General features: G+C 72.6%; 17 protein-coding genes and 1 pseudogene. 6 read left to right on the forward strand and 12 right to left on the reverse strand.

Going from position 1 to position 25,516, the window contains the following annotated elements:
• Nucleotides 1-90 precede the first annotated feature (90 nt).
• Nucleotides 91-837: a DUF6879 family protein gene (locus tag AB0B01_RS26385; protein WP_361723916.1), complete on the reverse strand. Its 747-nt coding sequence runs from the start codon at nt 835-837 to the stop codon at nt 91-93.
• 522 nt (nt 838-1,359) lie between these two features.
• Between AB0B01_RS26385 and AB0B01_RS26390 the strand changes: the two genes are divergently transcribed.
• Nucleotides 1,360-1,623, forward strand: a complete 264-nt coding sequence (locus AB0B01_RS26390) for a chorismate mutase (protein WP_356845047.1) — start codon at nt 1,360-1,362, stop codon at nt 1,621-1,623.
• Nucleotides 1,624-1,973: 350 nt separating this feature from the next.
• Here the strand turns inward: AB0B01_RS26390 and AB0B01_RS26395 are convergent, their stop codons facing one another.
• From AB0B01_RS26395 to AB0B01_RS26420, 6 genes are all read right to left on the reverse strand, one after another.
• Nucleotides 1,974-3,791 (reverse strand): GMC family oxidoreductase, encoded by a 1,818-nt coding sequence (locus tag AB0B01_RS26395; protein WP_361723920.1) that lies wholly within the window; start codon nt 3,789-3,791, stop codon nt 1,974-1,976.
• A gap of 32 nt (nt 3,792-3,823) precedes the next feature.
• Nucleotides 3,824-5,452: a succinic semialdehyde dehydrogenase gene (locus AB0B01_RS26400; RefSeq protein ID WP_361723923.1), complete on the reverse strand. Its 1,629-nt coding sequence runs from the start codon at nt 5,450-5,452 to the stop codon at nt 3,824-3,826.
• A 112-nt stretch (nt 5,453-5,564) separates the two neighbouring features.
• Nucleotides 5,565-7,202, reverse strand: a complete 1,638-nt coding sequence (locus AB0B01_RS26405; RefSeq protein WP_361723926.1) for a serine/threonine-protein kinase — start codon at nt 7,200-7,202, stop codon at nt 5,565-5,567.
• A gap of 114 nt (nt 7,203-7,316) precedes the next feature.
• Nucleotides 7,317-10,079: a serine/threonine protein kinase gene (locus AB0B01_RS26410; RefSeq protein ID WP_361723929.1), complete on the reverse strand. Its 2,763-nt coding sequence runs from the start codon at nt 10,077-10,079 to the stop codon at nt 7,317-7,319.
• A 69-nt stretch (nt 10,080-10,148) separates the two neighbouring features.
• Nucleotides 10,149-12,647, reverse strand: coding sequence for a protein kinase (locus AB0B01_RS26415; protein WP_361723932.1), 2,499 nt, complete (start codon nt 12,645-12,647; stop codon nt 10,149-10,151).
• 176 nt (nt 12,648-12,823) lie between these two features.
• The gene (locus AB0B01_RS26420) at nt 12,824-14,542 is read right to left on the reverse strand and encodes a glycerol-3-phosphate dehydrogenase/oxidase (RefSeq protein WP_361723934.1); all 1,719 of its coding nucleotides are present in this window, start codon (nt 14,540-14,542) and stop codon (nt 12,824-12,826) included.
• Between the two features lie 281 nt (nt 14,543-14,823).
• On the opposite strand from AB0B01_RS26420, the gene AB0B01_RS26425 reads away from it, so the two are divergent.
• The 4 genes and pseudogenes from AB0B01_RS26425 (at nt 14,824) to AB0B01_RS26440 (ending at nt 19,231) form a co-directional block, all read left to right on the forward strand.
• Nucleotides 14,824-16,053, forward strand: a complete 1,230-nt coding sequence (locus AB0B01_RS26425; protein WP_361723937.1) for a nucleotide sugar dehydrogenase — start codon at nt 14,824-14,826, stop codon at nt 16,051-16,053.
• 109 nt (nt 16,054-16,162) lie between these two features.
• Nucleotides 16,163-16,372, forward strand: a pseudogene (locus AB0B01_RS26430) (hypothetical protein); the annotation flags it as partial.
• Nucleotides 16,373-16,469: 97 nt separating this feature from the next.
• On the forward strand, nt 16,470-17,438 hold the full coding sequence (locus AB0B01_RS26435) for a hypothetical protein (protein WP_361723940.1): 969 nt from the start codon (nt 16,470-16,472) through the stop codon (nt 17,436-17,438).
• A gap of 8 nt (nt 17,439-17,446) precedes the next feature.
• Nucleotides 17,447-19,231, forward strand: coding sequence for an insulinase family protein (locus AB0B01_RS26440; protein ID WP_361723943.1), 1,785 nt, complete (start codon nt 17,447-17,449; stop codon nt 19,229-19,231).
• 78 nt (nt 19,232-19,309) lie between these two features.
• Here AB0B01_RS26440 and AB0B01_RS26445 read toward each other — a convergent pair whose 3' ends face one another.
• From AB0B01_RS26445 to AB0B01_RS26460, 4 genes are all read right to left on the reverse strand, one after another.
• Complete coding sequence (locus AB0B01_RS26445; protein WP_361723946.1) at nt 19,310-20,434, reverse strand: GuaB3 family IMP dehydrogenase-related protein; 1,125 nt, start codon at nt 20,432-20,434, stop codon at nt 19,310-19,312.
• A 143-nt stretch (nt 20,435-20,577) separates the two neighbouring features.
• Nucleotides 20,578-22,083: an IMP dehydrogenase gene (guaB, locus tag AB0B01_RS26450; protein WP_361723949.1), complete on the reverse strand. Its 1,506-nt coding sequence runs from the start codon at nt 22,081-22,083 to the stop codon at nt 20,578-20,580.
• A gap of 112 nt (nt 22,084-22,195) precedes the next feature.
• Nucleotides 22,196-22,825 carry a sigma-70 family RNA polymerase sigma factor gene (locus tag AB0B01_RS26455; protein ID WP_079154306.1) on the reverse strand — a complete coding sequence of 210 codons (630 nt, stop codon included), beginning with the start codon at nt 22,823-22,825 and terminating at the stop codon, nt 22,196-22,198.
• 339 nt (nt 22,826-23,164) lie between these two features.
• Nucleotides 23,165-23,776: a response regulator transcription factor gene (locus AB0B01_RS26460; protein ID WP_003948568.1), complete on the reverse strand. Its 612-nt coding sequence runs from the start codon at nt 23,774-23,776 to the stop codon at nt 23,165-23,167.
• A gap of 380 nt (nt 23,777-24,156) precedes the next feature.
• Here AB0B01_RS26460 and AB0B01_RS26465 point away from each other — a divergent pair, with 380 nt between their 5' ends.
• Nucleotides 24,157-24,483, forward strand: a complete 327-nt coding sequence (locus AB0B01_RS26465; RefSeq protein WP_356845024.1) for a WhiB family transcriptional regulator — start codon at nt 24,157-24,159, stop codon at nt 24,481-24,483.
• A 104-nt stretch (nt 24,484-24,587) separates the two neighbouring features.
• Here AB0B01_RS26465 and AB0B01_RS26470 read toward each other — a convergent pair whose 3' ends face one another.
• Entirely contained in the window at nt 24,588-25,487 is a 900-nt protein-coding gene (locus tag AB0B01_RS26470; RefSeq protein ID WP_361723954.1) for a LysR family transcriptional regulator, read from the reverse strand.
• Nucleotides 25,488-25,516: the final 29 nt, after the last annotated feature.

The raw sequence follows: 25,516 nt of genomic DNA on the forward strand, positions 1-25,516 counted from the left end.
CGCTACGAGAAGACCGCCACCATCTACCTGGCCGGGCTCCACATCGCGGGCATCTTCCTCTGGTCCGCCCGGTGATCCAAACGAAACTGCCTAGGTCGCCAGGCCCGCCGCGAATGCCTCGTAGCGAACCGCGTAGTGCCATGCCGCGTCGCGGACCTGGGCGTAACGGTTGACGGCCGCCGGCTCGGTGATCAGCTCCACGTCGATCAGGTTGTCGGCGTCATCGAAGTTGAGCAGGGCCACGAACCGGGAGTCGAAGATCCAGAAGTCTTCGGCGGGCAGCCGCAGGCGTTCCGCCTCCTCCCGCCAGAGGTTGCGGATGTCCTCACCCACGGCGCAGTTCCGCTTGGCGTTGTCGAGCAGGTAGAGCTGCCCCACTGACGGCGGGTTGTCGACGATCCGCACCCGCTCGAAGCGCTTGCCCTGGCCCGTCTGCCCCCGGACGGTACGGGACCAGGCGTCGTCGTAGTCCCACTGCACGGGCTCACCGGCCACGAACTGCGCATAGGTCTCGTCAGCCTCGTCGGACGCGAAGCGCCGCCTCGTCTCCAACCGCCAGGCCGTGTGCTCGAAGTTCTCGAAGAGCCTCCCGAAGGCGTCGAGGTCGATGATGCGCGGAACCCGCTCCGCCTCCTTGGGCTCGAAGTCCACCAGCAGCTCCCTCGGGACCACCACCGGGACCTCGCCCTCACCGAGATGCTGAAGCTGCTTGATGTCCTCCGGGTCGGTGAGTGGCCTTCCCTGGACGACGATCTCTCCGCTGTCCAGATCCTGATGCACGGCGGGACAGCCACCGCCGACCGAGCCCGTACCGTTGAAACGCAGTCGCCGCGCCATGAACTGGCCCTTTCTGTCGGGAACTTCCACGCCCCAGCATTCACGGATCCCGGACGCCGCGGTAGCTCATGCCCAAGACCACGAGGGAACATCCGAGAACATCTCCCCGGCGTCCGAGAACAATCGAGAACACGGCCTCGCGGCCGCAACTCAACATCCCTAACGTCCATTTCATGGCGTCACAGACCACCATGAGCCCCCCGGTCCACCTCTCCCTCCCCGCCGAGGCTCCGAGACCCGCCGCAGGGTGCGACGGGTGCGCACGGACCACGCCCGTGTCGCACGCTCCGCCGGGGCGTCTCAGCATCCGGGCCGGGTTGGCCCGGAGTGGGGCGGGCGGCAATAATCCGGTTCGTGCGCAAGCAGCTGAGCTTCCTCTTTACCTATGGCACCGGCCGGTCCGGTCGCCATGGGTCCTCGTGATGCTCGCCTGAGCCACTGACTTCCCACAGCGCCCCGGTCCGACAGGACCGGGGCGCTCTGCGTTCCCGCTCCTGTCGGCACAACCCTTCAGGAGAGACCATGACCACCCTCACCACCACCCCCGAGCAGCTGATCGCCGACTCCCGCGAGCGGATCGACGCGATCGACGACCGGATCATCGGCCTGATCCAGGAGCGGATGGCCGTCTCGACGGTCATCCAGGAGGCCCGGATCGCCTCCGGCGGACGCCGGGTGCACCTCTCGCGCGAGATGGAGGTGCTCTCGCATTGGAGCGATGCCCTCGGGAAGTCCGGCACCGCGCTCGCGATGACCCTGCTGGAACTGTGCCGGGGCCGGGTCTGACGCCTGTTCGTCACTCGTCCGGACCGTGACCGGCCCCCGGGGCCTTCGTTGGTGTGGATGTCCGCGTCAGCCAGGCGCGGGGCGCAACACCACGCGTGGCTCCGCCGGAGCGATGAGACGTACGACCCGTGGGACGTGCGTCGTGGGACCTCGCTCCCTCGCGTGACCGGACGGCAGGGGACAGCAGCCCGGTCACCCCACAAGGACGGCCGGCCCAGGGGACGCCCCGGGCCGGCCGTTCCGTGTGCTCCCCCGGGCTCTCCCGCCACCCCCGCGGTTCACTGTGTGACGGACACCACAGTGATGCCAACCGGAATCCGGTACAACCTTAAGAGTTGAGCACCTGTCACTTATGTGTCGCGGCGGGTACCGCGCTCGGAGGGGGAGCGCGGTACCCGCGGCGGAATCTCCGGCACGGCCAGGAACGGCAGCCGCAGTGCGCCGAACGCCTCCTTCGGAACGGCCGGGCGCACCGGTTCCACCGCCGCGAGGCGCGTGTAGGGCTCCCCCTGCTGCGGCCGCGGATCCGCTTCACCCTTGTTCGGCCAGTACGCCATCGCCCGCTCCGCCTGCGCCGTGATCGTCAGCGACGGGTTGACCCCGAGGTTCGCGGAGACGGCCGAGCCGTCCACCACCGAGATCCCGGGATGCCCGTAGAGCCGGTGGTACGGGTCCACGACGCCCTGCTCGGGCGAGGCGCCGATCGGGCAGCCGCCCAGGAAGTGCGCGGTCAGCGGGGTGCCCATCAGCTCGCCGATGTTGCTTCCGGGGAAGCCGTTGATCTCCTCGGCGAGCAGGGTCGCCGCCCGGGTGGCCTCCTCGATCTGCACGGGGTTCGGGGCGCCGTGCCCCTGCCGGGCCGTGAGCAGACCCTTCCCCAGGCCCCCCGCCTTGCGGTGGGTGGTGAGGGAGTTGTCCAGCGACTGCATGACCAGGCCGATGATCGTCCGCTCCGACCAGCGCCGGTTGGACAGCGAGCGCATCAGCTGCACCGGGTGCTTCGCGGTCCGCGCGAACCAGGCCCGGACCCGGCGCGGGTGGTACGGCACCTGCAGGACGGTCAGGAACCCCATCGCATTGGAGCCCCTGCCGTAGCGGACGGGCTCGATGTGGGTGTCGGCGTCCGGGTGCACGGACGAGGTGATCGCGACGCCCCGGGTGAAATCGGCCCGCGTCCGCCGGTCGCCGCCGTGCCGCCTGCGGTAGCGGCGGTCGTCGGTCTGCGCGCCGACCAGCCCCTCGGAATTGGTCCGGGTCAGCTCGCCGAGCCGGCCCGAGATCCGCGGGAGCAGCCCGTTGTCCTTCATGGTGTGCAGCAGGGTCTGGGTGCCGTACGTGCCCGCCGCGACCACCACGTACCGGGCGCGCAGCTCCTTGCCCGGGCCCTTGCGGCGAGCGTCGGTGGGGACGGTGCGGACCCGGTGGCCGCCGTCCGGGTGCTCGGCGAGGGCGGTGACCGTGGTCATGGGGTGGATGACGGCGCCCGCGCGCTCGGCGAGGTGGAGGTAGTTCTCGTTCAGGGTGTTCTTCGCCCCGTGCCGGCAGCCGGTCATGCACTCCCCGCACTCGGTGCAGGCCCTGCGGGCGGGTCCGGCGCCGCCGAAGTACGGGTCGGGCACCTCCTGGCCGGGCCGGGCCTGGGCGCCGCCCTCGGCGTCGGCGCCGTCGCCGAAGAAGACGCCGACCGGGGCCATGTGGAAGGAGTCCCCGACCCCCATCTTGTCGGCGGCCGCCTTGAGATGGACGTCGGAGGGGGTCATGGTCGGGTTGAGGCGTACGCCGAGCATCCGCTTGGCCTGGTCGTAGTACGGGGTGAGTTCCTCGCGCCAGTCGGTGATGGACGCCCACTGCCGGTCCTCGAAGAACGCGGTCGGCGGCACGTACAGGGTGTTGGCGTAGTTGAGCGAGCCGCCGCCCACCCCGGCGCCCGCGAGCACCATCACCTTGCCGAGCAGGTGGATCCGCTGGATCCCGTACAGCCCGAGGGCCGGGGCCCACAGGTAGTTGCGCAGGTCCCAGCTGTTCTTCGGCAGGCTCTCGCGGGTGAAGCGGCGCCCTGCCTCCAGGACGCCCACCCGGTAGCCCTTCTCGGTCAGCCGCAGCGCGGCGACAGACCCTCCGAAGCCCGAACCGATGACGATGACGTCGTAGTCGTACGACTCTGACACTGACGCGCCTCCTTGGCGGCCGCGGTGGGGGTCTAGCGCAGGCGAAGAGCCTTCATGACCCTGAGGCTGCGGGTCATGAACGCCGCGTACTTCTCGTCGTCCATGCCGAGCGAGGGCGCCATCGGCAGCAGCCGCTGGTGGGCGACGGTCTGCGCCTCTGTGTACTTGAGGATGCCCTCGGAGCCGTGGCGGCGGCCGAGGCCGGAGTCCTTCATGCCGCCCATGGGCGCCTGCGCGCTGCCGTAGGCGGGGGCGTAGCCCTCGTTGATGTTGACGGTGCCGGTGCGCAGGCGGGCGGCGACGGCGTGGCCGCGGCGGGCGTCCTTGGTCCACACGCTGGAGTTGAGGCCGTAGGCGGTGGAGTTGGCCTGGGCGACGGCCTCGTCCTCGTCGGTGAACCGGTAGATCGAGACGACCGGACCGAAGGTCTCCTCGCCGCACACCGCCATCGGCGCCTCGACGCCGTCGAGGATGGTGGGCTCGTAGAACAGCGGGCCGATGTCGGGCCGGGCGGTGCCGCCCGCGACCAGGGTGGCGCCCTTGGCGACGGCCTCGTCGACGTGCCGCTGCACGGTCTCCAGCTGGCGCTCGCCGACCAGCGAGCCCATGTCCGCGCCGTAGGCGAGGGAGGCGCCGAGCCGCATGGCCTTCGTCCGGGCGGCGAAGCGCTCGACGAAGGCGTCGGCTATCGAGGCGTGGACGTACAGCCTCTCGATGGAGATGCAGAGCTGGCCCGCGGAGGAGAAGCAGGCACGGACGGCGCCGGCGGCGGCCTTCTCCACGTCGGCGTCGTGCAGGACGAGCATGGCGTTCTTGCCGCCGAGTTCGAGCGAGACCCCGACCAGGCGGGCGGCCGCGCCCCGGGCCACCTCGCGCCCCGTGCGGGTGGAGCCGGTGAAGGAGACGTAGTCGGCGTGCCGGACGACCTCGGGGCCGACGACCGGGCCCTCGCCGAGCACGATCTGGAAGACCTCGGCGGGCAGCCCGGCCTCGATCAGCAGGTCACGGGCCCACAGCGCGGTCAGCGCGGTCTCGGTGTCGGGCTTCATGACGACGGCGTTGCCGGAGACGAAGGCGGGCAGCGCATCGCCGACGGACAGTTCGAGGGGGTAGTTCCAGGGGGCGATCTGGCCGACGACCCCGCGCGGCTGGCGCAGCTCGGTGACCTTGGTGAGGGTGGGCATGGCGCCGGTGTGGCCCTTGGGGCGGAGGTACGCGGGGGCCTTGCGGCCGTAGTGGCGGGCGGCGACCGCGACGGCTTGGACCTCCTCGTGGGCGTGCAGGCGGGCCTTGCCCGTCTCCAGCTGGATCAGGTCGAGCACCTCGGCCTGGCGGGCCAGCACCAGGTCGTGGAAGCGGAGCAGGACGGCGGCCCGCTTGCGTACGGGGACGGCGGCCCAGGCCGGCTGCGCGGCGCGGGCCCGGTCGAAGGCCTCGGCCACGTCCTCGGGGGTCGCCTCGGGCAGGTCCGCCAGCTTGGCCCCGGTGGAGGGGGTGTGGTTGGCGGTGCGGCCCGAGCCGAGCACTCCGCGGGTGAGCCGGGTGACCAGGTCGGGGGTCACCACGTCGGCGGCGGTGCGGGCACCGGCCGGGGCGGGGGCGACCGGGTTGGTGGGCTGCGGTGCGCTGCGGAGGGGGGCCGGGGCCTGCGAGTCCGTCATGGCGGTGAGCGTATTGCGCCCGCGACGCTTTGGGTACCCGTCGGTAACCGGATTTTGCCATTTCTGCCAGCGATCGCTGGCAGGATAGCCGGGTCCGTCCCGAGGTGGCGCCTCAGCCCTTCTTCACGGGGGGCTGCCAGCCGCTGAGCACGGTGTCGAACTGCGCGCGCGTGACCGCCCAGTCGGCGGCCGGCCCGGACATGTACACCGCGTACTCGGTGCCGTCCGGGGCGACGTACATCTGCTCGATCGCCCGGCGCGGACCGGCCTGCGTCCCCTTCTCGGTCCAGGAGAACTCCCAGATGGCGGCGCGGGTGCTGTCCCGGAAGGTGTTCTGGTTCAGCTTCTGCCGCTTGTAGTCCGTCCGCTGCTTCACCTGCTTTTCCAGGTCCAGCACGTGCATGTACGGGTTCTCGTAGTCCGGGGTCGGGTCGGAGGCGATCCGGATGAAGTGCTTGCCGTTGTCCGCGGTGTAGTCGATCTGGTTGCCGTCCATCTGGCGCTTCCAGCCGTCCGGCACGAACAGTGCGAAGCCCGTCGGGTCGGTGACCTCCTTCCACCCTGCGGGCGGGGCGACCGCGGCCTGCCCGTCGTCACCGTCGCCGTCCTGCTGGTCGGGGGCGCTCGCGTTCTTGTCGGAGCCGCCGCTCTTCTCCGCGTCCGCGTCCCCGGTGAACTTCAGCACGCCGAAGACGGCTCCGCCGCCGACCAGCGCCGCCACCAGCGCGACGGCCGCGGCCCGCCTGACCCGGCCGCCGGCCCCGCGCGCGGGGGCCGACGCCGAAGGCGGGGCGGGCTGCTCCGGAAGCGGGGCCGTACGCGCCCGGTCGGCCGTCCGGTCGGTGTCGGGCTCCTGCGCGGTGGCAAGTTCCTCCGGGCTCACCGCGCGCGTGGGTACGTACGCCTGCGCCGCCTTCGGCTCGCGGCCCTCCATCGCCTCGATCAGCATCCGCTCGGCCTCCTGGGCCGAGGGCCGCCCGGCCGGATCCTTGTGCAGCAGGGCGGTGATGACCGGGCCGAGCGCCCCGGACTGCTTCAGGGCCGGCGGCTCGTCGTTGACCACGGCCTGCAGGCTGGAGATGGGCGAGGTCCGGCGGAAGGGCGAGCGGGCCTCGACGGCCGTGTAGAGCGTCGCACCGAGCGACCACAGGTCGGAGGCCGGGTCGGGGGCGCCGCCCGTGACCCGCTCCGGGGCCAGGTAGTCGATGGAGCCGACGAGTTCGCCGGTGCGGGTGATGGAGGAGTCGCCCTCGATCGCCGCGATCCCGAAGTCGGTGAGCAGGACACGCCCGTCCTTGGCGAGCAGCACGTTGCCCGGCTTCACATCCCGGTGCAGTACGCCCACCGCGTGCGCGGCGCGCAGCGCGCCGAGGACGTGCAGCCCGATCCGGGCCGCCTCGCGCGGCTCGATCCGGCCGGCCGCCTTGGCCGCCTCGGCGAGGGACGGGCCGTCGATGTACTCCATGACGATCCACGGCCGGTCGTCGTGTTCCAACACGTCGTGGACGGTCACCACCGCCGGGTGCTGGATCCGGGCCGCGGCCCGGGCCTCCTTCTGCGTCCGGGCGTGCAGCACCTCCCGGTCGGCCTGGGCCACGTACAGACCCGCCGTCAGTTCCTTGACGGCCACAATCCGGTGCAGCAGCTCATCATGCGCGCGCCACACCTTGCCCATGCCGCCGCTGCCGATGGGCTCCACGAGCCGGTACCGGCCAGCGAGCACCGCGCCCGCACCTGTCTGCTGTTCCACGAAACCCCGCCACTCTGTGCACTCCGGGCCAGATTACGGAGCCCGGAGGGCTGCCGGAACCGCGAACGCGCGGTTCCGGCAGCACTGTGACGCAATTGCCGTACTGATTCCCCGTCAACCGCCCGCGTGGTAACTCCCCGTGGCCTTCTCGAAGACCTCGGTGACCTTGCCCTCGCCGTCCTGCGGGCCCGTCACCATGACGACGTGGTAGCTGCCGCCGAGCGCGACGACGAAGTTGCGGGCGACGACGCTGCGGCCGTTGCCGTCGATCCACGTGTACCGGCCGGTGGCCCGCAGTTGCTGCCCGACCTTGGTGGTCTTGACGTCACCGCCGCTCGCCCAGGTGGATGAGCGGTACGGGGCGAGCTCCGGCTCCTTGTCCTTCTGGTACGTCGCCGGGTCCGGGGAACCCTCGACCTTGTCCCGGCCGGGGACCACCGTCAGGACGTACTCCCCGTCCGTGTAGCGGACCTGGCCCGCCTCGTTCATGCCGCGGCGCTCCCAGCCGGCGGGTACGGCGATCTCGAAGTGCTCGGGATCCTGCTGGGTGGTGTAGCCGGGCGGAGCGGGCGCGGGTGCGGCCGTCTGCGGGGCGGGCTTGGACTGCGGCGTGCCGGTGGGGGTACGGGTGGGGCCCGCGGAGGGCTGCGCGGGCGCCGGCGTGGCGGACCCGGCCGGACCGGCGGCGCCGTCCGGTGCGGACTTCGGCATGAAGAGCACCGCGTACGCCACGGCCCCCGTGAGCAGGGCGAGGACGCCCAGCAGCAGGATCCGGCCGAGGGAGCGCGGCGCCCGGCTGCGTTCCGGGCTGCGGTGGCGGCCGTGCAGGTCGCCGCGCCTGCGTACGACGGGCAGCCGCGCGGGATCCGGCTCCGGCGCGGGAAGGACCCCGTAGCGGGCGTCCGGCTCGGGCGCGGAGCGCACGAGGGAGCGCAGCCAGCCGCGGAGTTCCTCGAAGTCGGGGCGCTCGGTGGGGTCCTGGCGCAGCAGCGACTCCACGACGGGGCGCAGCGGACCGCACTCCTCCGCGAAGGCGGGTGGCTCGGCGCAGACCATCTCGACGAGCTCGGCGACGCTGTCCTCGGGGTACGGGGCGTGGCCCTGCACGGCCCGGTAGAGGAGCGCGCCCAGCGCCCACAGGTCGGTGGCGGGCCCGACGGGGGCGGCGAGCTGCCAGGGTCCGGTGGCGGGGCGGGCCTGCTCGGGCGCCCAGCGCTCGGTGACGGCCCCGACGACGGCCATCCGCGTCTGCCGCGCCCGCTCCGCTCCCAGCCCGCTCCGGGGCCCTCCACTCCGACTCCCGCCCCGGTCCTGCCCGGCCGGCGGGGTCTGCGGGGCCTGCGGGGTCTGCGAAACCGGCCCGGCCTGAGGTGCCGGTGCGACCTCGGGCAGCCGCTGCCGGGGCGGGGCGGGCCGGAGCGGGGGGGTGCCCGGCTGCGGGTGGCTTTCGGGCAGGCCCGGGCGGGCCGGGGCGGGGGCCGGGGTCGGGGCGGCGGCCCGGGGCTCGGCTTCGGCCTGGCGGTAGCCCTGGGGCAGGGCCAGCGGGGCGGGCAGCACGGGCCGCGCGGGCTCCGCGCCGGAGGGCGGTGCTTCGGGCGACCGGGGCTCGGTCTCCGCCTCCGCGGCCCGGGCCAGGGCCTGGCGGCGCGGGGTGGCGCCGTGCCAGGAGGCGCCGTTGCCGGAATCCGGCTCCGGGTCGCCGTACGGGTAGGAGTACCCCTGCGGCAGGGTCGATCCCTCGGGGCGGCGCTCCGGTGCCGGTTCGGTCCCGGCCTTGCGCTGTTCGATGACCCGGGCGGCCGCGGCCTGCGCCCCCGCCCGGTACGCGGCGATGGCTCCGGCCCGCGCGGCGGCGCGCAGCTCGGGCCGGTCCTCGGGCCGGTCCTCGGCCCGCTCTTCGGGCCGGTCGGGGGTGATGTGGTCGGAGTACCGCGGCCCGGTGTCGTAACCCGGCGCCACCAGCGGCGCGTACCGCACGTCCCGCACGTCCCGCATGTCCCGCGCCTCGTGCTCGGCACCCCCCTCCGGCCCGGGGGCCGGCGTACCGGGGCCGGGGGCCGGCGTAACGGTGTCGAAGCCGACGCCCGGCCGCGGGGCGGGGCCGGCGAGGCCAGGGCCGTCCGGTGCGGGGGCCGGGTCGGCTCCGGGGTGACGCGGGCCCTCCAGGGCTTCCGGGCCGGCCCAACCGACAGCGGGCGTACCGGAATCGGGCAGCGTCGGGCGTACGGCGGGGGCCGGTGTGCCCCAGCCCTGGGCGGCGGTCTCGGCCGGTACCGGCTCGTACCCGCACAGGGCGTCCTCCGCGGCCCCCGCCGCCAGCCCGGTGAGGACGACCCGCCCGTCATCACATATCAACACGGTCCGGACCGTGATGTTGCGGTGCGTCCAGCCGTGCGCGTGCAGCACCCGCAGCGCGGTCAGCACGTCCGCGGCCACCTCGGCCGCCCGGTACGGGGTGAGCGGTTCGTCGGCGATCAGCGCCGCCAGCGGACGGGCCGGCACCAACTCGCTCACGATCCACAGCGACCCGTCCTCGGCGAACACGTCGAAGACCTGGTCCAGCCGTGGATGGTCCGGGACGGACGCCGCCGCCTGGGCGGCCGCGATGGCCCGCCGCACAGCAGGCAGGTCCCCGGCCGGGCGCCGCCCCGCAGTCCCTGCGGGCACGCTCGGCCCGTCCCCGTCGAGCAGTTCGGCGTCCACGACTTCCGGCAACGGCACCTGGCGCACCAGGACTTCCTGGCCGCTGCGGGTGTCGAAGGCGCGGGTCTCGACCAGTTCGTACGCGTCCGAGGGCGGCAGCGGCAGGCGGTAGCGGCCGGCCAGGATCCGGCCCGCGTAGTCCTCCACTTCGCCTCCCCCGAGTGCCCGGGTCACGCCTCTCCGTGGCCCCGCTGACACGATACGTCGCGCAGGGCGCCCGCGTCCCGGGGCTGGGAAGGCTCGTCAGGCGAGCGGCTGGAAGGTCTGGAACGCCGTGCTGCGCATCTGCGTGCACTCCGCGCCGTCCCACTGGTCGGCGGCGCAGCTGATCATGATGGCGTAGCCGTTCTTCGCGTCGACCCTGAAGCCGCGGTTGAGCACCCGGACCTTGATGCCCTTCTGCTCCCGCTCGAACTCCCAGTCCGCGACGGTCGGGTAGCCGCGGTAGTCCACCGTGTCGATGCGGATGGTCCGGTAGTTCGTGCTGCTGCCGGCCACACCGGAGACCGCTGCGAGCCAGGCGGCGCGGGCGTCGCCACCGGGGCTGGCGGTGTGGTCGACCTGGATGCGCGGGAAGCCGCCGTCGCGGCTGTATATCGCGCCCGAGTTCTCGCCCGCTATGCCGGTCTGGTGGAAGCCCTGCGGCATCGCCATCGAGAAGTGGAATCCGGGGTCCGTCACCATCGTGTACCCGGCGGGCAGTCCGCCGGCTGCGGGACCGCCGGGCGTGGCGCCCTGTCCCTGGCTCTGTCCCTGTCCCTGGCTCTGCCCCTGCTGACCGGTGTCGGGCGTCTGCCCCTGTGCGGTGCCGCTGCCGCCTGCGCCGCTGCCCTTGCCGGCGGTGGCGCCGGGCTCGCCGTTCTTGGCGGAGCCGCCGGGATTGGGGCTGCCGGAAGCGGCCGGGCCGGAGCCGCCCTTGCCCTGGTCCTTCTTGTCGGCCGGGTCGTCACCGCTGAAGACGTACGCGATCAGCGAGCCGATGGCCACCAGCGCGACGAAGACGCCGGCTATCGCGAGCGCGATCGTACGGCGGGACATGACGTCGGTCAGCGGAGCCGGGACCGAGGACTTGCGGGGCACCGGGGGCTCGGCGGCGGAGGCGGTCGTCGTCGCGGCAGCCGTCGCGGCAGCCGTCGCGGCGGCCTTGCGGGCCGCCTTCAGTGCCGCGCGGGCACGCTCGCGCTGCTCGCGCTCGCGCCGCTCGCGCTCCTTCTTCTCGGCCTTCTCGGCGGCCTTCTCGGCGGCGGCCTTGGCCGCGGCCTCCTTGGCATCGGCCAGCGAGATCTGCCGGGTCTCCTCGACGGCGGGGGCGAGGACCGGGGCGGGGACCTCCTCCGGCGCGTTGATGACGGCCGTGAGCATGGCACGTGCGCGCTGGTCGTCGAGCCGGCGGGCCGGGTCCTTGACCAGCAGGCCGTAGATGACCTCGGTCAGCGGCCCGGCGTTCTTCGGCGGGTCGACCGGCTCGGTCATGACCGCGGTGAGGGTGGCGAGCGCGGAGCCCTTGTCGTACGGGGGCACGCCCTCGACGGCGGCGTAGAGCAGGCCGCCGAGCGACCACATGTCGGCGGGCGGCCCGGGCTTCTGGCCGCGGGCGCGCTCCGGCGAGATGTAGGAGGGGGCGCCGACGAGCATGCCGGTGGAGGTGATGGAGGGGTCGCCCTCGACCTGCGCGATGCCGAAGTCGGTGAGGACGACGCGGCCGGTGGGGGCGATGAGCACGTTGGACGGCTTCACGTCCCGGTGCAGGATGCCCTGGCCGTGCGCGGCGCGCAGCACGTCGAGCACGGCGAGGCCGACCTCGGCGGCGCGGCGGGGGCTCAGCGGGCCCTCTTCCCGGATGAACTCGGCCAGCGAGGGGCCCTCGATGAGCTCCATGACGATCCACGGACGGCCGTCCTCGTCGACCACGTCGAAGACGGTGACGGCGCCGTCGTTGCGGATCCGGGCGATGGCCTTGGCCTCGCGGAGGGTGCGGGTGATGAGCCTGCGCTTCTCGTCCTCGTCGACGCCGGTGCTGAAGCGGAGTTCCTTGACGGCGACGGTGCGGCCGAGGGTCTCGTCCTCGGCGCGCCAGACGGTGCCCATGCCGCCCTTGCCGAGCACCGAGCGGAGCCGGTAACGCTGCGCGAGCAGCCGCCCTTCGTCCTGCCCGTCCGCGGCGGCCTTGGCGGCGGCCGCCTTGACGGCTGCGGCCACGGCATCGGCCTTCTCGACCACGGGGTTCTTGACCGGCTCCCCCGAACCGGCCTTGGCCACCGCCGGCTTCGGGTCGACCGGCTTCGGGTCGACCGGCTTCGGGTCGACCGGCTTCGCGTCCTCGGACTTCGCCGCGGGCGGGACGTCCCCGACCTTCGCCGAAGCGGCCTCGGCCAGGTCCGCCTTCGCCGCGCCGGGCTTCGCGTCCGCGGGCTCCGCCGCAGGCTTCGCCAAGCTCGGCTTCGCAGCCGGCTTCGCGTCCGCGGGCTCCGCCGCAGGCTTCGCCAGGCTCGGCTTCGCAGCCGGCTTCGCCAGTACGGGCTTCGCGTCCTCAGGCTGCGTCAGGTCCGGCTTCGCCGCTGCGCGCTTGGCGGCCTGCGGCTCCGCCTCGGACGGGACCACCGGGGCCTTCGCCAGGTCCGGCTTGGCCGCCGCCGGCTTCGCGTCCTCCGGCTCCGCCCCGGGCGAGGTGGCAGGCGGGACCGCCGGCTCCGCCCGGTCCTGCTTCTGCGCAGACGACTCGGTGTGCTCCGGCTTCGACATGCGTCCCCTCTGCGATCGTGCCGCCTGCTCCGGCTGCCCCGGGAGCCGCCGGGGTGTCCGGTGGCCCGCCCCGGGAGAACCCGCGCGGTAACCCGCCCCGGCAGAACCCTCATTGTTCCTCACTCCGCAACGGACGGGAGCCCCGGGTCCACGGTTCCCTGCCGCACATCCCGGAGTTACAACGGAACGATGTCGGGCGCCCCCAACCGCGCCGCATCCGCCGTCTGGTCGTCCGGCTGACGCTGCGATTCCCGCTCCGCCTGCACCCTCTTCTCGTAGTGCTCCACTTCCTTCTCGATCTGCTGCTTGTCCCACCCCAGAACCGGAGCCATCAGCTCCGCGCATTCCCTCGCCGTCCGCGTCCCGCGGTCGAAGGTCTCGATCGAGATCCGCGTCCGTCGCGTCAGCACGTCGTCCAGATGGCGCGCCCCCTCGTGCGAGGCCGCGTACACCACCTCCGCCCGCAGGTAGTCGTCCGCGCCGGTCAGCGGTTCACCCAAGGACGCGTCGGCCTCGACCAGGTCGAGCAGTTCGTCCGTCAGCGAGCCGTACCGGTTCAACAGGTGCTCCACCCGCACCACATGAAGACCCGTCCGGGCGGCGATCCCGGCCCGGCCGTTCCACAGCGCCCGGTAGCCCTCCGCCCCCACCAGCGGCACGTCCTCCGTCACGCAGTCCGCGACCCGCTGGTCCAGCCCGTGCACCGCCTCGTCCACCGCGTCCTTGGCCATGACCCGGTACGTCGTGTACTTGCCGCCCGCCACCATCACCAGCCCCGGCACCGGGTGCGCCACGGTGTGCTCGCGCGAAAGTTTGCTCGTCGCGTCCGACTCGCCGGCCAGCAGGGGCCGCAGGCCCGCGTACACACCCTCCACGTCATCGCGCGTCAGCGGCACCGCCAGCACCGCGTTCACATGCTCCAGCAGGTAGTCGATGTCCGCGCTGGAGGCCGCCGGATGGGCCTTGTCCAGGTCCCAGTCGGTGTCCGTGGTGCCCACGATCCAGTGCCGGCCCCACGGGATGACGAACAGCACCGACTTCTCGGTCCGCAGGATCAACCCGGTGCTCGAATTGATCCGGTCCTTCGGCACCACCAGATGGATGCCCTTAGAGGCCCGGACGTGGAACCGGCCGCGCTCCCCGATCATCGCCTGCGTGTCGTCCGTCCACACGCCCGTCGCGTTCACGACCTGCTTCGCACGGATCTCGTACTCCCCGGTACGCCCCCGCCCCCCTTCCACATCCTGCACCCGCGCGCCGACGACCCGCTCGCCCTCGCGCAGGAAGCCGACCACCCTCGCCCGGTTGGCGCACTGCGCCCCGTACGCGGCCGCCGTCCGCACCAGCGTGGTGACGTAGCGGGCGTCGTCCATCTGGGCGTCGTAGTACTGCAGGGCGCCCACCAACGCGTCCTTGCGCAGCGCCGGTGCCACCCGCAGCGCCCGCTTGCGGGTCAGGTGCCGGTGCACCGGCAGGCCCCGGCCGTGCCCGCTGGAGACCGACATCGCGTCGTACAGGGCCACGCCCGAGCCGGCATACAGCCGCTCCCAGCCCTTGTGCTGGAGCGGGTAGAGGAACGGCACGGGCTTGACCAGGTGCGGAGCCAGCCGCTCCAGCAGCAGCCCGCGCTCCTTGAGGGCCTCCCGTACGAGGGCGAAGTCGAGCATCTCCAGATAGCGCAGGCCGCCGTGGATCAGCTTGCTCGACCGGCTGGAGGTGCCCGAGGCCCAGTCCCGCGCCTCCACGAGCCCGGTCGCGAGTCCCCGGGTCGCGGCGTCGAGGGCGGTGCCGGCGCCGACCACGCCCGCGCCCACCACCAAGACGTCCAGTTCCCGCTCGGCCATGCCGGCGAGCGCCTTCGCACGCTGCTCCGGCCCCAGTGTCGCTGTCCTCACGGCTGCCTCCCGTCGGTGCGGGTGTCTCCCGCTCGGTACGGACGTCTCCCGCTCGGTGCGGGTGATCCCGCTCACACCCCCCGTCCTCGATTCTGACCCGCCCGTCCGACATCAGCCACCGCCTGTGGACAACACAAGAGTGACCACCACCCCGTAATACGACACTTCGGTCATATATACGCCTAGTCTGACATCGCGCCAGCTTGGTCAGGCCACTCCTCCGGTCCACAGGACTTGCGCACCCAGCCCCCTCATGCATGTCAGGGAAGGGACGGCAACCCATGCCCGCAGACCTCGCCGTCATCGGACTCGGCCACCTCGGCCTCCCACTGGCCCAGGCGGCCGTCGCCGCCGGAATCGAGACGGTCGGCTACGACAGCGGTCCAGCCACGGACTCCACCCTCACCGCCGCCGAGGTCCGCCGCATGTCGGCCGCCGGCTTCCGGATCACCACCAACCCCGCCGAGCTCGGCCGGGTCCGCACGGCCGTCATCTGCGCCCCCACCCAGCTCGGCGCCGACCGTGCGCTCGACCTCGGGGCCGTCGGTGAGGCGGGCCGCACGCTCGCCGCCCGGCTGCGCCCGCACACCACCGTCATCCTCGAATCCGCCGCGCATCCGGGGGTCACCGAGGACTACCTGCGCCCGATCCTCGAAGCCGGCTCCCGCCTGCGCGCCGGCCGCGACTTCCACCTGGCGTACTCCCCGAGCCGCCACGACCCGGGCAACCGTACGTACGGCATCGCCAACACCCCCAAGGTGATCGGCGGCCTCACCCCCGCCTGCACCGAGTCGGCACACGCCTTCTACGCCCGCCTCACCGAGAAGGTGGTCCGCGCCCGCGGGCTGCGCGAGGCCGAGACCGTACAGCTGCTGGAGACCAATTACCGGCACGTGAACATCGCCCTCATGAACGAGATGGCGGTCCTGTGCCACGACCTCGGCGTCGACCTGTGGGACGTCATCCGGTGCGCCGAGACCAAGCCGTACGGGTTCCAGGCCTTCCGCCCCGGCCCCGGCGTCGGCGGCCACAGTGTCCCCCTGGACCCCAACTACCTCCCCCACACCACCCGCACCCCGGGACACCCCCTGCGCATGGTGGGCCTGGCGCAGGAGATCAACAGCCGGATGCCCCAATACGTCATCCAGCGCTCGGCCACCCTGCTGAACGAGCACGGAAAATCGGCGCGCGGGGCGCGCGTCCTGCTGCTCGGGGTGACGTACAAGCCCGATCTCGCGGACCAGGAGGGCTCCCCCGCCGGCGAGATCGCCAGCCGCCTCCTCGACCTGGGAGCTCTGATCAGCTACCACGACCCGTACATCCCGGGCTGGCGCGTCCGGGACCAGCCCGTGCCCCGTGCCGAATCGCTGTACGAGGCCGCGGCCAACGCCGACCTGACGATCCTGCTCCAGCACCACCGCACCTACGACCTCCAGGGCCTGGCGGTGAAGGCCCAGCTGCTCCTGGACACCCGCGGCGCCAGCCCGGCGGGAGCGGCCCACCGCCTCTGAACCGGTAAATCCCCCTGCGGATGTCGGTGCGACTGCCGGCCTCGGCGACTTATCTCGCACTTATGTCCCCTGGACAGCCGTGCATCCGCATCCCAGGGGGGATCTCCGCATGAGCCGGCAGTTCACGCCGCCCGCGCCCGAGCGCTTCACCCCGGCCCCCGCACAGGCGCCCGACCGCCCCGGCAACGTCGCGCTCGGCATCGCCGCCGCCGTGGCCGCGGCCCTGGTCGCGGCCGGTGTCTACGGCGGGATCATCGGCGCCGGCAAGTACCAGATCGGCTACGCCGCGGTCGGCGTCGGCGCCCTCGTCGGCTCGGCACGGCCAAGAAGATCGCCGCCTGACCCAGGGGGCCTGAGCAGGCACGATCGGAAGAAACTGCTGTTGGCGGCCGCACCTGCGGCCCTATGATCCGCGCGTGTCTGTTCATCTTCCGCCCGGCCGGCCCGTCTTCGAACCCGCCGACCGCATCCCCGCCCTCGGCGCCCTGCGCGAGGCCGTCCGGCGCCGCGACTGGGACGCCGTGTCCGCCGCCTTCGCGGCGCACCCCGACGAGGACGACCGCGCCCTCGCCTGCCGGGTCGTCGCCGACATCCCCGACTACCAGGGGTTCCTGCGGCAGGCCGTCGACCGCGACCCGCACGACCCGCTGGCCCGGTCCCTGCTCGCCGACCGGCTGATCCAGGCCGGCTGGGCCAGGCGTACGGGGCACCGCGCCCAGTACGTGTCGCAGCAGCAGTTCGAGGACTTCCACGCGCACCTGCGGCGTGCGGAAATACTGCTCATCGACGTCTGCGCCGAGCACCCCCGGTACGCGCTCGCCTGGTACCTGCGCGTCATCACCTCCCGCGGCCTCCAGCTCGGCCTGGAAGAAACCCGGCGCCGCTACGAGCGGCTCGCAGAGCACCACCCGCACCACTACTCGGGCCGGCAGCAGCTGCTCCAGCAGCTCTGCCCGAAGTGGGGCGGCACGTGGGAAGCCGCCCACGGCTTCGCCGCGGAGTGCGCGAAGGCGTCGCCGCCGGGGAGCCCGAACGGTGCCCTGATCGCCGTCGCCCAGATGGAGCAGTACCTGGAGCTGCGGGAAAAGGAAGGCGACCGGGTCGCAGAAACGTATCTGCGCGCCGCCCCGGCCCGCCAGGCCCTCGTGGACGCCGCCGCCCACTCGGTGCTGCACCCCGCGGCCCGCGCCGAGGCGTACCAGTCCGTCAACGCCCACAGCGCCTTCGCGGCCGCGCACTGCGCGGCCGGCCGGCACGCCGAGGCAGCCCCGCACTTCCGCGCCCTCGGCGACCGCGCGAGCGAGTTCCCGTGGGGCTACATCGGCACCGCCGACCACGAGGCCGAGTTCGCCCGCCACCGCAAGACCGCCCTGGCGAAGGGCTGAGGGACACCATGGACACGGACACCACCCCGCTCGGCACCGACACCGGCACCGGCACCGGCGCCCGCACCGAAGCCCGCACGGAAGCCGGTGCCGGTGCCGACGGCATCACCACCACCACCGTGGACGGCATCCGCACCGTCCTCGCCCCCGGCTCGGGGCCCCTGACCGCCGGGCTCCTCTTCCGGGTCGGCCGAGCCGACGAGACCCTCGCCGCCAGCGGCATCACCCACCTGGTCGAGCACCTCGCGCTGCACCGGCACGGCCTCGGCGACCTGCACTACAACGGTGCCACCGCCGCCACCCACACCCACTTCCACGTCACCGGCACCGCCGCCGACGTGGTCGAGTACCTCAACGGCGTCTGCGCGGCGCTGCGCGACCTCCCGATGGACCGCCTGGAGACCGAGAAGGAGATCCTGCGCACCGAGGCCGCCGGCAAGAGCCGCGGCCCGGCCCACGCCGCCACCCTCTGGCGCTACGGCTCCCGCTCGTACGGCCTCACCAGCTACGCCGAGGCGGGCCTGCACCACCTGACCGCGGACCAGGTCCGCGCCTGGGCGCAGACCCGGTTCACGACGGAGAACGCCGTCCTGTGGATCACCGGCGAGACCGTCCCCGAAGGCCTCGACCTCAGGCTTCCGGCCGGCGCGTGGCAGCCGGCCCCGGAGGCCACCTCCGCGCTGCCCGCCACCCCCGCCTACTTCCACGGCGAGGAAGGCGGCGTCGTCCTGACGGCGGTCCTCCCGCGCTCGACCGAAGCGGGTCTGTTCGCCGACGTTCTGGGCAAGGAGCTGTTCCGCGAGCTGCGCCAGAAGGGCGGCTACTCCTACACCGCGACCGCCGACTACTCCCCACGCGACGCCGACACCGCGACGATCACCGCCTATGCCGACGCGCTCCCGGAGAAGCAGGACGCCCTGGTCGGAGCCTTCATCGACGTCTTCGCGAAGCTTCGGGCCGGCCGGATCGAGCAGACCGACCTGGACGCCGTACGGGCTTCCACGCTGGCCCGGTTCGACCTGCCGGAGCTCGCCGCCCGCATGCTCCCCGGACACGCGGTGAACCTGCTGCTGCGCCACCGCAACCTCACCGTGGCCGAGGCGAAGGCGGAGATCGAGGCGGTCACCGTCGCCGACCTCCAGCGGGTCGCCCGCGCCGTGTGGGCCGACGCCCTGATGCAGGTGCCCGGCCGGGGGGTGGACTGGGCGGGGCTTGTGGCCGCCCCCGCGCAGTCCCCCGATGTCGTGGACGGGCGCCGCTTCTCGGCCTTCGAGGACGGGAACGTCGCCCTGCTCGTGGCGCAGGACGGCGTCAGCCTCGTCTCGCCGCGGGGCAGGGCCACCGTCCGCTATGCCGAGTGCTCCCTGATGCAGGTATATCCGGACGGCGCCCGCCACCTGGTGGGGAACGACGGGTTCACCGTGACCGTCGAGCCGACCCTGTACCGCCTGACCGCCGATGCGCTCGCCCCCTTGGACGCGGGTGTTCCGGCCGGCTCCGTGGTCCGCATGCCGCCCCGCGACCCGTCGTGCATCCCGCAGCCGTCCGGGTCCGTTCGGGCGGACGGCCCGGGCCGGGGCGCCGTCTGGTTCACCGTCCTCCTCTGGGTGCTCGGTGTCCCCGGGCTGCTCCTCGGCGCGTGGACGCTCGTGCTCTACAAGGCTTTGGGCGACGCGCACTCACACATGTCCCGGTACGACGCGCAGTACGTGCTCAAGTGGCTGCTCGCCGCGGCCGTCTTCCTGGTCCCGTGGGGCATCTGCATGGAACGCCGGAGGAAGGGCAGGAACTGACCCGCCGCCGCGTACGGCGGACGGACGCCGAAGGGCCGGCGCCCCCAGCGGGGTGCCGGCCCTTCGTCCGCGCGTCGATCAGCGGCTGTGCTGGGAGTCCGCGACCGTGACCTCGACCCGCTGGAACTCCTTGAGCTCGCTGTAGCCGGTGGTGGCCATGGAGCGGCGCAGGGCGCCGAAGAGGTTCATCGAGCCGTCCGGGGTGTGCGACGGACCGGTGAGGATCTCCTCGGTGGTGCCGACGGTGCCCAGGTCCACCTTCTTGCCGCGCGGCACGTCCTCGTGGACGGCCTCCATGCCCCAGTGGTTGCCCTTGCCGGGGGCGTCCGTGGCACGGGCCAGGGGGGAGCCCATCATGACGGCGTCCGCACCGCAGGCGATGGCCTTGGGGAGGTCGCCCGACCAGCCCACGCCGCCGTCCGCGATGACGTGCACGTACCGGCCGCCGGACTCGTCCATGTAGTCGCGGCGGGCCGCGGCGACGTCCGCGACGGCGGTGGCCATCGGGACCTGGATGCCGAGCACGTTGCGCGTGGTGTGCGCGGCGCCGCCGCCGAAGCCGACCAGGACGCCCGCGGCGCCGGTGCGCATCAGGTGCAGGGCCGCGGTGTAGGTGGCGCAGCCGCCGACGATGACCGGGACGTCGAGCTCGTAGATGAACTGCTTGAGGTTCAGCGGCTCGGCGGCGCCGGAGACGTGCTCCGCGGAGACCGTCGTGCCGCGGATCACGAAGATGTCCACGCCCGCGTCCACGACCGCCTTGGAGAACTCGGCGGTGCGCTGCGGGGACAGCGCGGCGGCGGTGACGACGCCCGAGTCGCGCACCTCCTTGATCCGCTGCCGGATCAGGTCGGCCTGGATCGGGGCGGAGTAGATCTCCTGGAGGCGGCGCGTCGCGGCGTCCTCGTCCAGCTCCGCGATCTCGTCGAGCAGCGGCTGCGGGTCCTCGTACCGGGTCCACAGGCCTTCGAGGTTCAGCACGCCGAGGCCGCCGAGCTCGCCGATGCGGATGGCGGTCTGCGGGGAGACGACCGAGTCCATGGGGGCGGCCAGGAACGGGAGCTCGAAGCGGTACGCGTCGATCTGCCAGGCGATGGAGACCTCCTTCGGGTCCCGCGTACGCCGGCTCGGGACGATGGCGATGTCGTCGAACGCGTACGCCCTGCGGCCGCGCTTGCCGCGCCCGATCTCGATCTCAGTCACGTGTGGTGGCCTTTCCTCTGGGTCTGCCCGTCCAGTATCCCCGAACGCCGGGGACCTGCGTTCCGCTGACCGCTGTACGGACGCACGCGGAAGGGCGGGTCCGTGCGGACCCGCCCCTCGGTGCGATCACTGTTCCGGCCCGGTCAGCCCTTGCGGCTGTAGTTCGGCGCCTCGACCGTCATCTGGATGTCGTGCGGGTGGCTCTCCTTGAGGCCCGCCGAGGTGATGCGGACGAAGCGGCCGCGCTCCTGGAGCTCGGGCACCGTGCGGCCGCCGACGTAGAACATCGACTGGCGCAGGCCGCCGACGAGCTGGTGCACGACCGCGGAGAGCGGGCCGCGGTAGGGGACCTGGCCCTCGATGCCCTCGGGGATGAGCTTGTCGTCGCCGCCCACGCCCTCCTGGAAGTAGCGGTCCTTGGAGAAGGACTTGCGGTCGCCGCGGGTCTGCATCGCGCCGAGCGAGCCCATGCCGCGGTACGACTTGAACTGCTTGCCGTTGATGAAGAGCAGCTCTCCGGGGGACTCCTCGCAGCCGGCGAGCAGCGAGCCGAGCATCACCGTGTCGGCGCCCGCGACGAGGGCCTTGGCGATGTCGCCGGAGTACTGCAGGCCGCCGTCGCCGATGACCGGGACGCCCGCGGCCTTGGCGGCGAGTGCCGCCTCGTAGATGGCGGTGACCTGCGGGACGCCGATGCCGGCGACGACGCGGGTGGTGCAGATGGAGCCCGGGCCGACGCCGACCTTGATGCCGTCGCAGCCCGCGTCGACGAGCGCCTGGGCGCCGTCGCGGGTGGCGACGTTGCCGCCGATGACGTCGACGGAGGAGTTCGACTTGATCTTGGCGACCATGTCGCCGACCAGGCGGGAGTGGCCGTGGGCGGTGTCGACGACGATGAAGTCGGCGCCCGCCTCGATCAGGGCCTGGGCGCGGTCGTACGCGTCGCCGGCGACACCGACGGCGGCGCCGACGAGCAGTCGGCCTTCCTTGTCCTTGGCGGCGTTCGGGTACTGCTCGGCCTTGACGAAGTCCTTGACCGTGATGAGGCCCTTGAGGACGCCCGCCTCGTCGACCAGCGGCAGCTTCTCGATCTTGTGCCGGCGCAGCAGCTCCATGGCGTCGACGCCGGAGATGCCGACCTTGCCGGTGACCAGCGGCATCGGGGTCATGACCTCGCGCACCTGGCGGCTGCGGTCCGGCTCGAAGGCCATGTCGCGGTTGGTGACGATGCCGAGGAGCTTGCCCGCCGGGTCGGTGACCGGGACGCCGGAGATGCGGAACTTCCCGCAGAGCTCGTTGGCCTCGCGCAGCGTCGCGTCCGGGTGCACCGTGATCGGGTCGGTGACCATGCCGGACTCGGAGCGCTTGACCAGGTCGACCTGGTTGGCCTGGTCGGCGATGGAGAGGTTGCGGTGCAGGACGCCGACGCCGCCCTGGCGGGCCATCGCGATGGCCATCCGGGCCTCGGTGACCTTGTCCATAGCGGCGGACAGCAGCGGAACGTTCACCCGGACGTTGCGCGAGATGAGGGAGGAGGTGTCGATCTCGTCCGGTGCCATGTCGGACGCGCCCGGCAGCAGCAGGACATCGTCATAAGTGAGCCCGAGGGTGGCGAATTTGTCGGGCACTCCGTCGGCGTTCACAGTCATGACACCTTCCCAATGGTCTTGCTCAGCGCGGATGTCCATGCTAACGGGATCCCGAGGCGTCTCATTCCACGACCAAGGTCAAGCAGAAGTTTCGTCTGTTCCTACGACTCTGCTACTGCTCGGCGAGCGCGCGCAGCCGGCTGAGCGCCCGGTGCTGTGCCACCCGGACCGCTCCCGGGGACATGCCGAGCATCTGGCCCGTCTCCTCCGCCGTCAGGCCGACGGCGACCCGCAGGACGAGGAGCTCGCGCTGGTTCTCCGGAAGGTTGGCGAGCAGCTTCTTGGCCCAGGCGGCGTCACTGCTGAGCAGCGCCCGCTCCTCCGGGCCCAGCGAGTCGTCCGGCCGCTCCGGCATCTCGTCCGAGGGCACGGCCGTGCTGCCGGGATGGCGCATGGCGGCCCGCTGGAGGTCCGCCACTTTGTGCGCGGCGATGGCGAAGACGAAGGCCTCGAAGGGGCGCCCGGTGTCGCGGTAGCGCGGCAGCGCCATCAGGACGGCGACGCAGACCTCCTGCGCCAGGTCCTCGACGAAGTGGCGGGCATCACCCGGCAGGCGCGAGAGCCGGGTGCGGCAGTAGCGGATGGCGAGGGGGTGCACGAAGGCGAGCAGATCGTGCGTCGCCTGCTCGTCGCCCTCGACCGCCCTGCGTACGAGCGCGCTGACGGCCCCGGCGCTGCCGCCCTTGGCGGCGCCGGTGGGTCCTGTGGCCGCGGGTGACCCCGGGGCCTCGTCGTCGCGCATCAATCCATGGTGCCTTGGCGCCGGAGCATTCGCGGCACCACGGTCCGTGTTGTGCATCGAAGCGTTATGAGCGGGTGCGCCTGAACTCATCACTGCGCCCTCCCCTCCCGCTCGCCCGAATACTCCCTGAGGCCCCATCCCAGAAAATGCGCCACACCTCAAGGATGCGGCATCGCGCTCGAAGCGACACGTCCCCCGGATCGAGCGCCGCCAATCCCCCGGCGGGTCGAGGTCCTCCCGGGGCGGCGCCCGGCGCGTCGGGACGTGCCGCCCCGCCCGCCGGTGGCGGACGGGACCGCTCTCCGTCAGCTGGTCAGCGGCCGGCGGGCGAGCGCACGCTCAGCGGACCAGGCCCCAGCGGAACCCGAGGGCCACGGCGTGCGCCCGGTCCGAGGCGCCGAGCTTCTTGAAGAGCCGGCGGGCGTGCGTCTTGACCGTGTCCTCGGAGAGGAAGAGCTCGCGCCCGATCTCCGCGTTGGACCGGCCGTGGCTCATGCCCTCCAGCACCTGGATCTCCCGCGCGGTGAGCGTGGGCGCGGCGCCCATCTCGGCCGAGCGGAGCCGGCGCGGGGCCAGGCGCCAGGTGGGGTCGGCGAGCGCCTGGGTGACCGTGGCCCGCAGTTCGGCGCGCGAGGCGTCCTTGTGCAGATAGCCCCGGGCGCCGGCGGCGACCGCGAGGGCCACGCCGTCCAGGTCCTCGGCGACCGTCAGCATGATGATGCGGGCGCCGGGGTCGGCCGAGAGAAGTCGGCGCACCGTCTCCACACCGCCCAGCCCGGGCATCCGTACATCCATCAGAATCAGGTCGGAGCGGTCGGCACCCCAGCGGCGGAGGACTTCCTCGCCGTTGGCAGCCGTCGTCACACGCTCGACGCCGGGCACGGTGGCAACCGCGCGACGGAGCGCCTCTCGGGCAAGCGGGGAGTCGTCGCAGACGAGGACGGATGTCATGACCGCCCTCCGCAGCTGCTGATGCGCGTCACCTTGAGCCTCCAGGCTGGTACGTATCGTCACCTGTGCGGTCGATGCTCTCGGACACCTGTCCGGGAACTTCTTGGTTCAACCGCCTTCGCACTCTCAACGATGGTCACTCGAAAGAGTTACGGGTCGGACGGACACCTTCGGCACTCTACGTGAGGAAGCGATCACGGTGCCGGAACCACTCGACACGCGTCCTCCATCTGGAGCTATGCCCTATTTGGCGGCTTTCCTTCCGTTTGGCCCGTGACTGAGGCTAGATTCCCAATGAGTCATATTTACATCTACTACGACAGTAGGTGTGGAGACTTGGACCGTAACCGTCTCAGTACCGGCGACCAAGAGGACTACCCATGGCAGATTTCTCCCGCCTCCCCGGACCGAACGCCGATCTCTGGGACTGGCAGCTGCTCGCTGCCTGCCGCGGGGTCGACAGCTCCCTCTTCTTCCACCCGGAAGGCGAGCGGGGCGCGGCCAGGAGTGCGCGCGAAGCCTCGGCCAAAGAGGTCTGCATGCGATGCCCGGTGCGTTCGGAATGCGCCGCGCACGCACTCGCCGTCCGCGAGCCCTACGGGGTGTGGGGCGGCCTCACTGAGGACGAGCGCGAGGAACTGATGGGCCGCGCCCGCCATCGACTGATCCCCGCATCGACCACGATCGGACCGTCCACACCTCATTGACCGGTAACTGACCGGAGAGTACGAAGGAACGTTTCCCTCCGCGGGAGCGGTTCTGCACGCCACCCGTTCGGCCGAACCGCAGTACCGCCGTACGGGCGGTTCGGTCAGCGCGTGGCGGCACGCTCCAGCTCGGTCAGGGTCGCGGCCACGGCCGGAACCCGGGCCAGATCGGGCAGCGTCAGCGCCACGACCTCGCGCTCGACGGCCGGCTCCACGGCCACCGTGGCGACCCCCTTGGCCCGTACGGACTCCACCGCGAGCTCCGGCAGCACGGCGACCCCCAGCCCCGCCCCCACCAGGCCGACCACCGCCGGATAGTCGTCGGTGGCGAAGTCGATCCGCGGGGTGAAGCCCGCGTCCTCGCAGACCTCCACCAGATGCCGACGGCAGCGCGGGCAGCCCGCGATCCACGGCTCGTCGGCCAGCTCCGCCATGCCGAGCCGCTCCGCACCGGCCAGCCGGTGCCCCTCGGGCACCAGCCCGACGAGCCGGTCCGTCAGCAGCGGCCGCACCACCAGGTCCTCCCACTCGGCGACCGGCGCCGAGGCGCCCGCGTACCGGAAGGCCAGCGCCACATCGCAGTCGCCGTCGCGCAGCATCTCCACCGAACGCGGCGGCTCCGCCTCGACCAGCGAGATACGGGTGCCCGGGTGCTCGGCCCGCATCGCCGCGAGGGCGGTCGGCACCAGCGTCGAGCTGCCGCTCGGGAAGGACACGAGGCGGACCCGCCCGGCGCGCAGCCCCGCGATGGCCGCGACCTCCTCCTCGGCGGCGGTCAGCCCGGCGAGGATCCCGGCGGCGTGCCGGACCAGCGCGTCGCCGGCCTGGGTCAGCCGCATCTCGCGCCCGGTGCGGACCAGCAGGGGGGTGCCGGCGGACTGCTCCAGCGCCTTCATCTGCTGGGAGACGGCGGGCTGGGTGCAGCCGAGCTCGCGGGCGGCGGCGGAGAAGGAGCCCGTACCGGCCACGGCGCGCAGGACCCGGAGATGGCGTGCCTCGATCATCCTTCGAGCATAAGCCCTGCTTTGACCAC

Origin of the sequence: Streptomyces sp. NPDC044571 (assembly GCF_040647115.1) — a bacterium.
Taxonomy (GTDB): domain Bacteria; phylum Actinomycetota; class Actinomycetes; order Streptomycetales; family Streptomycetaceae; genus Streptomyces.

Coding starts and splice junctions, on each gene's coding strand:
- AB0B01_RS26465 (WP_356845024.1), top strand. CDS start 24,157: ATGGCAGATTTCTCCCGCCTCCCCGGACCGAACGCCGATCTCTGGGAC.
- AB0B01_RS26385 (WP_361723916.1), bottom strand. CDS start 837: ATGGCGCGGCGACTGCGTTTCAACGGTACGGGCTCGGTCGGCGGTGGC.
- AB0B01_RS26415 (WP_361723932.1), bottom strand. CDS start 12,647: ATGTCGAAGCCGGAGCACACCGAGTCGTCTGCGCAGAAGCAGGACCGG.
- AB0B01_RS26425 (WP_361723937.1), top strand. CDS start 14,824: ATGCCCGCAGACCTCGCCGTCATCGGACTCGGCCACCTCGGCCTCCCA.
- AB0B01_RS26440 (WP_361723943.1), top strand. CDS start 17,447: ATGGACACGGACACCACCCCGCTCGGCACCGACACCGGCACCGGCACC.
- AB0B01_RS26400 (WP_361723923.1), bottom strand. CDS start 5,452: ATGACGGACTCGCAGGCCCCGGCCCCCCTCCGCAGCGCACCGCAGCCC.
- AB0B01_RS26470 (WP_361723954.1), bottom strand. CDS start 25,487: ATGATCGAGGCACGCCATCTCCGGGTCCTGCGCGCCGTGGCCGGTACG.
- AB0B01_RS26455 (WP_079154306.1), bottom strand. CDS start 22,825: ATGCGCGACGACGAGGCCCCGGGGTCACCCGCGGCCACAGGACCCACC.
- AB0B01_RS26390 (WP_356845047.1), top strand. CDS start 1,360: ATGACCACCCTCACCACCACCCCCGAGCAGCTGATCGCCGACTCCCGC.
- guaB (WP_361723949.1), bottom strand. CDS start 22,083: ATGACTGTGAACGCCGACGGAGTGCCCGACAAATTCGCCACCCTCGGG.
- AB0B01_RS26460 (WP_003948568.1), bottom strand. CDS start 23,776: ATGACATCCGTCCTCGTCTGCGACGACTCCCCGCTTGCCCGAGAGGCG.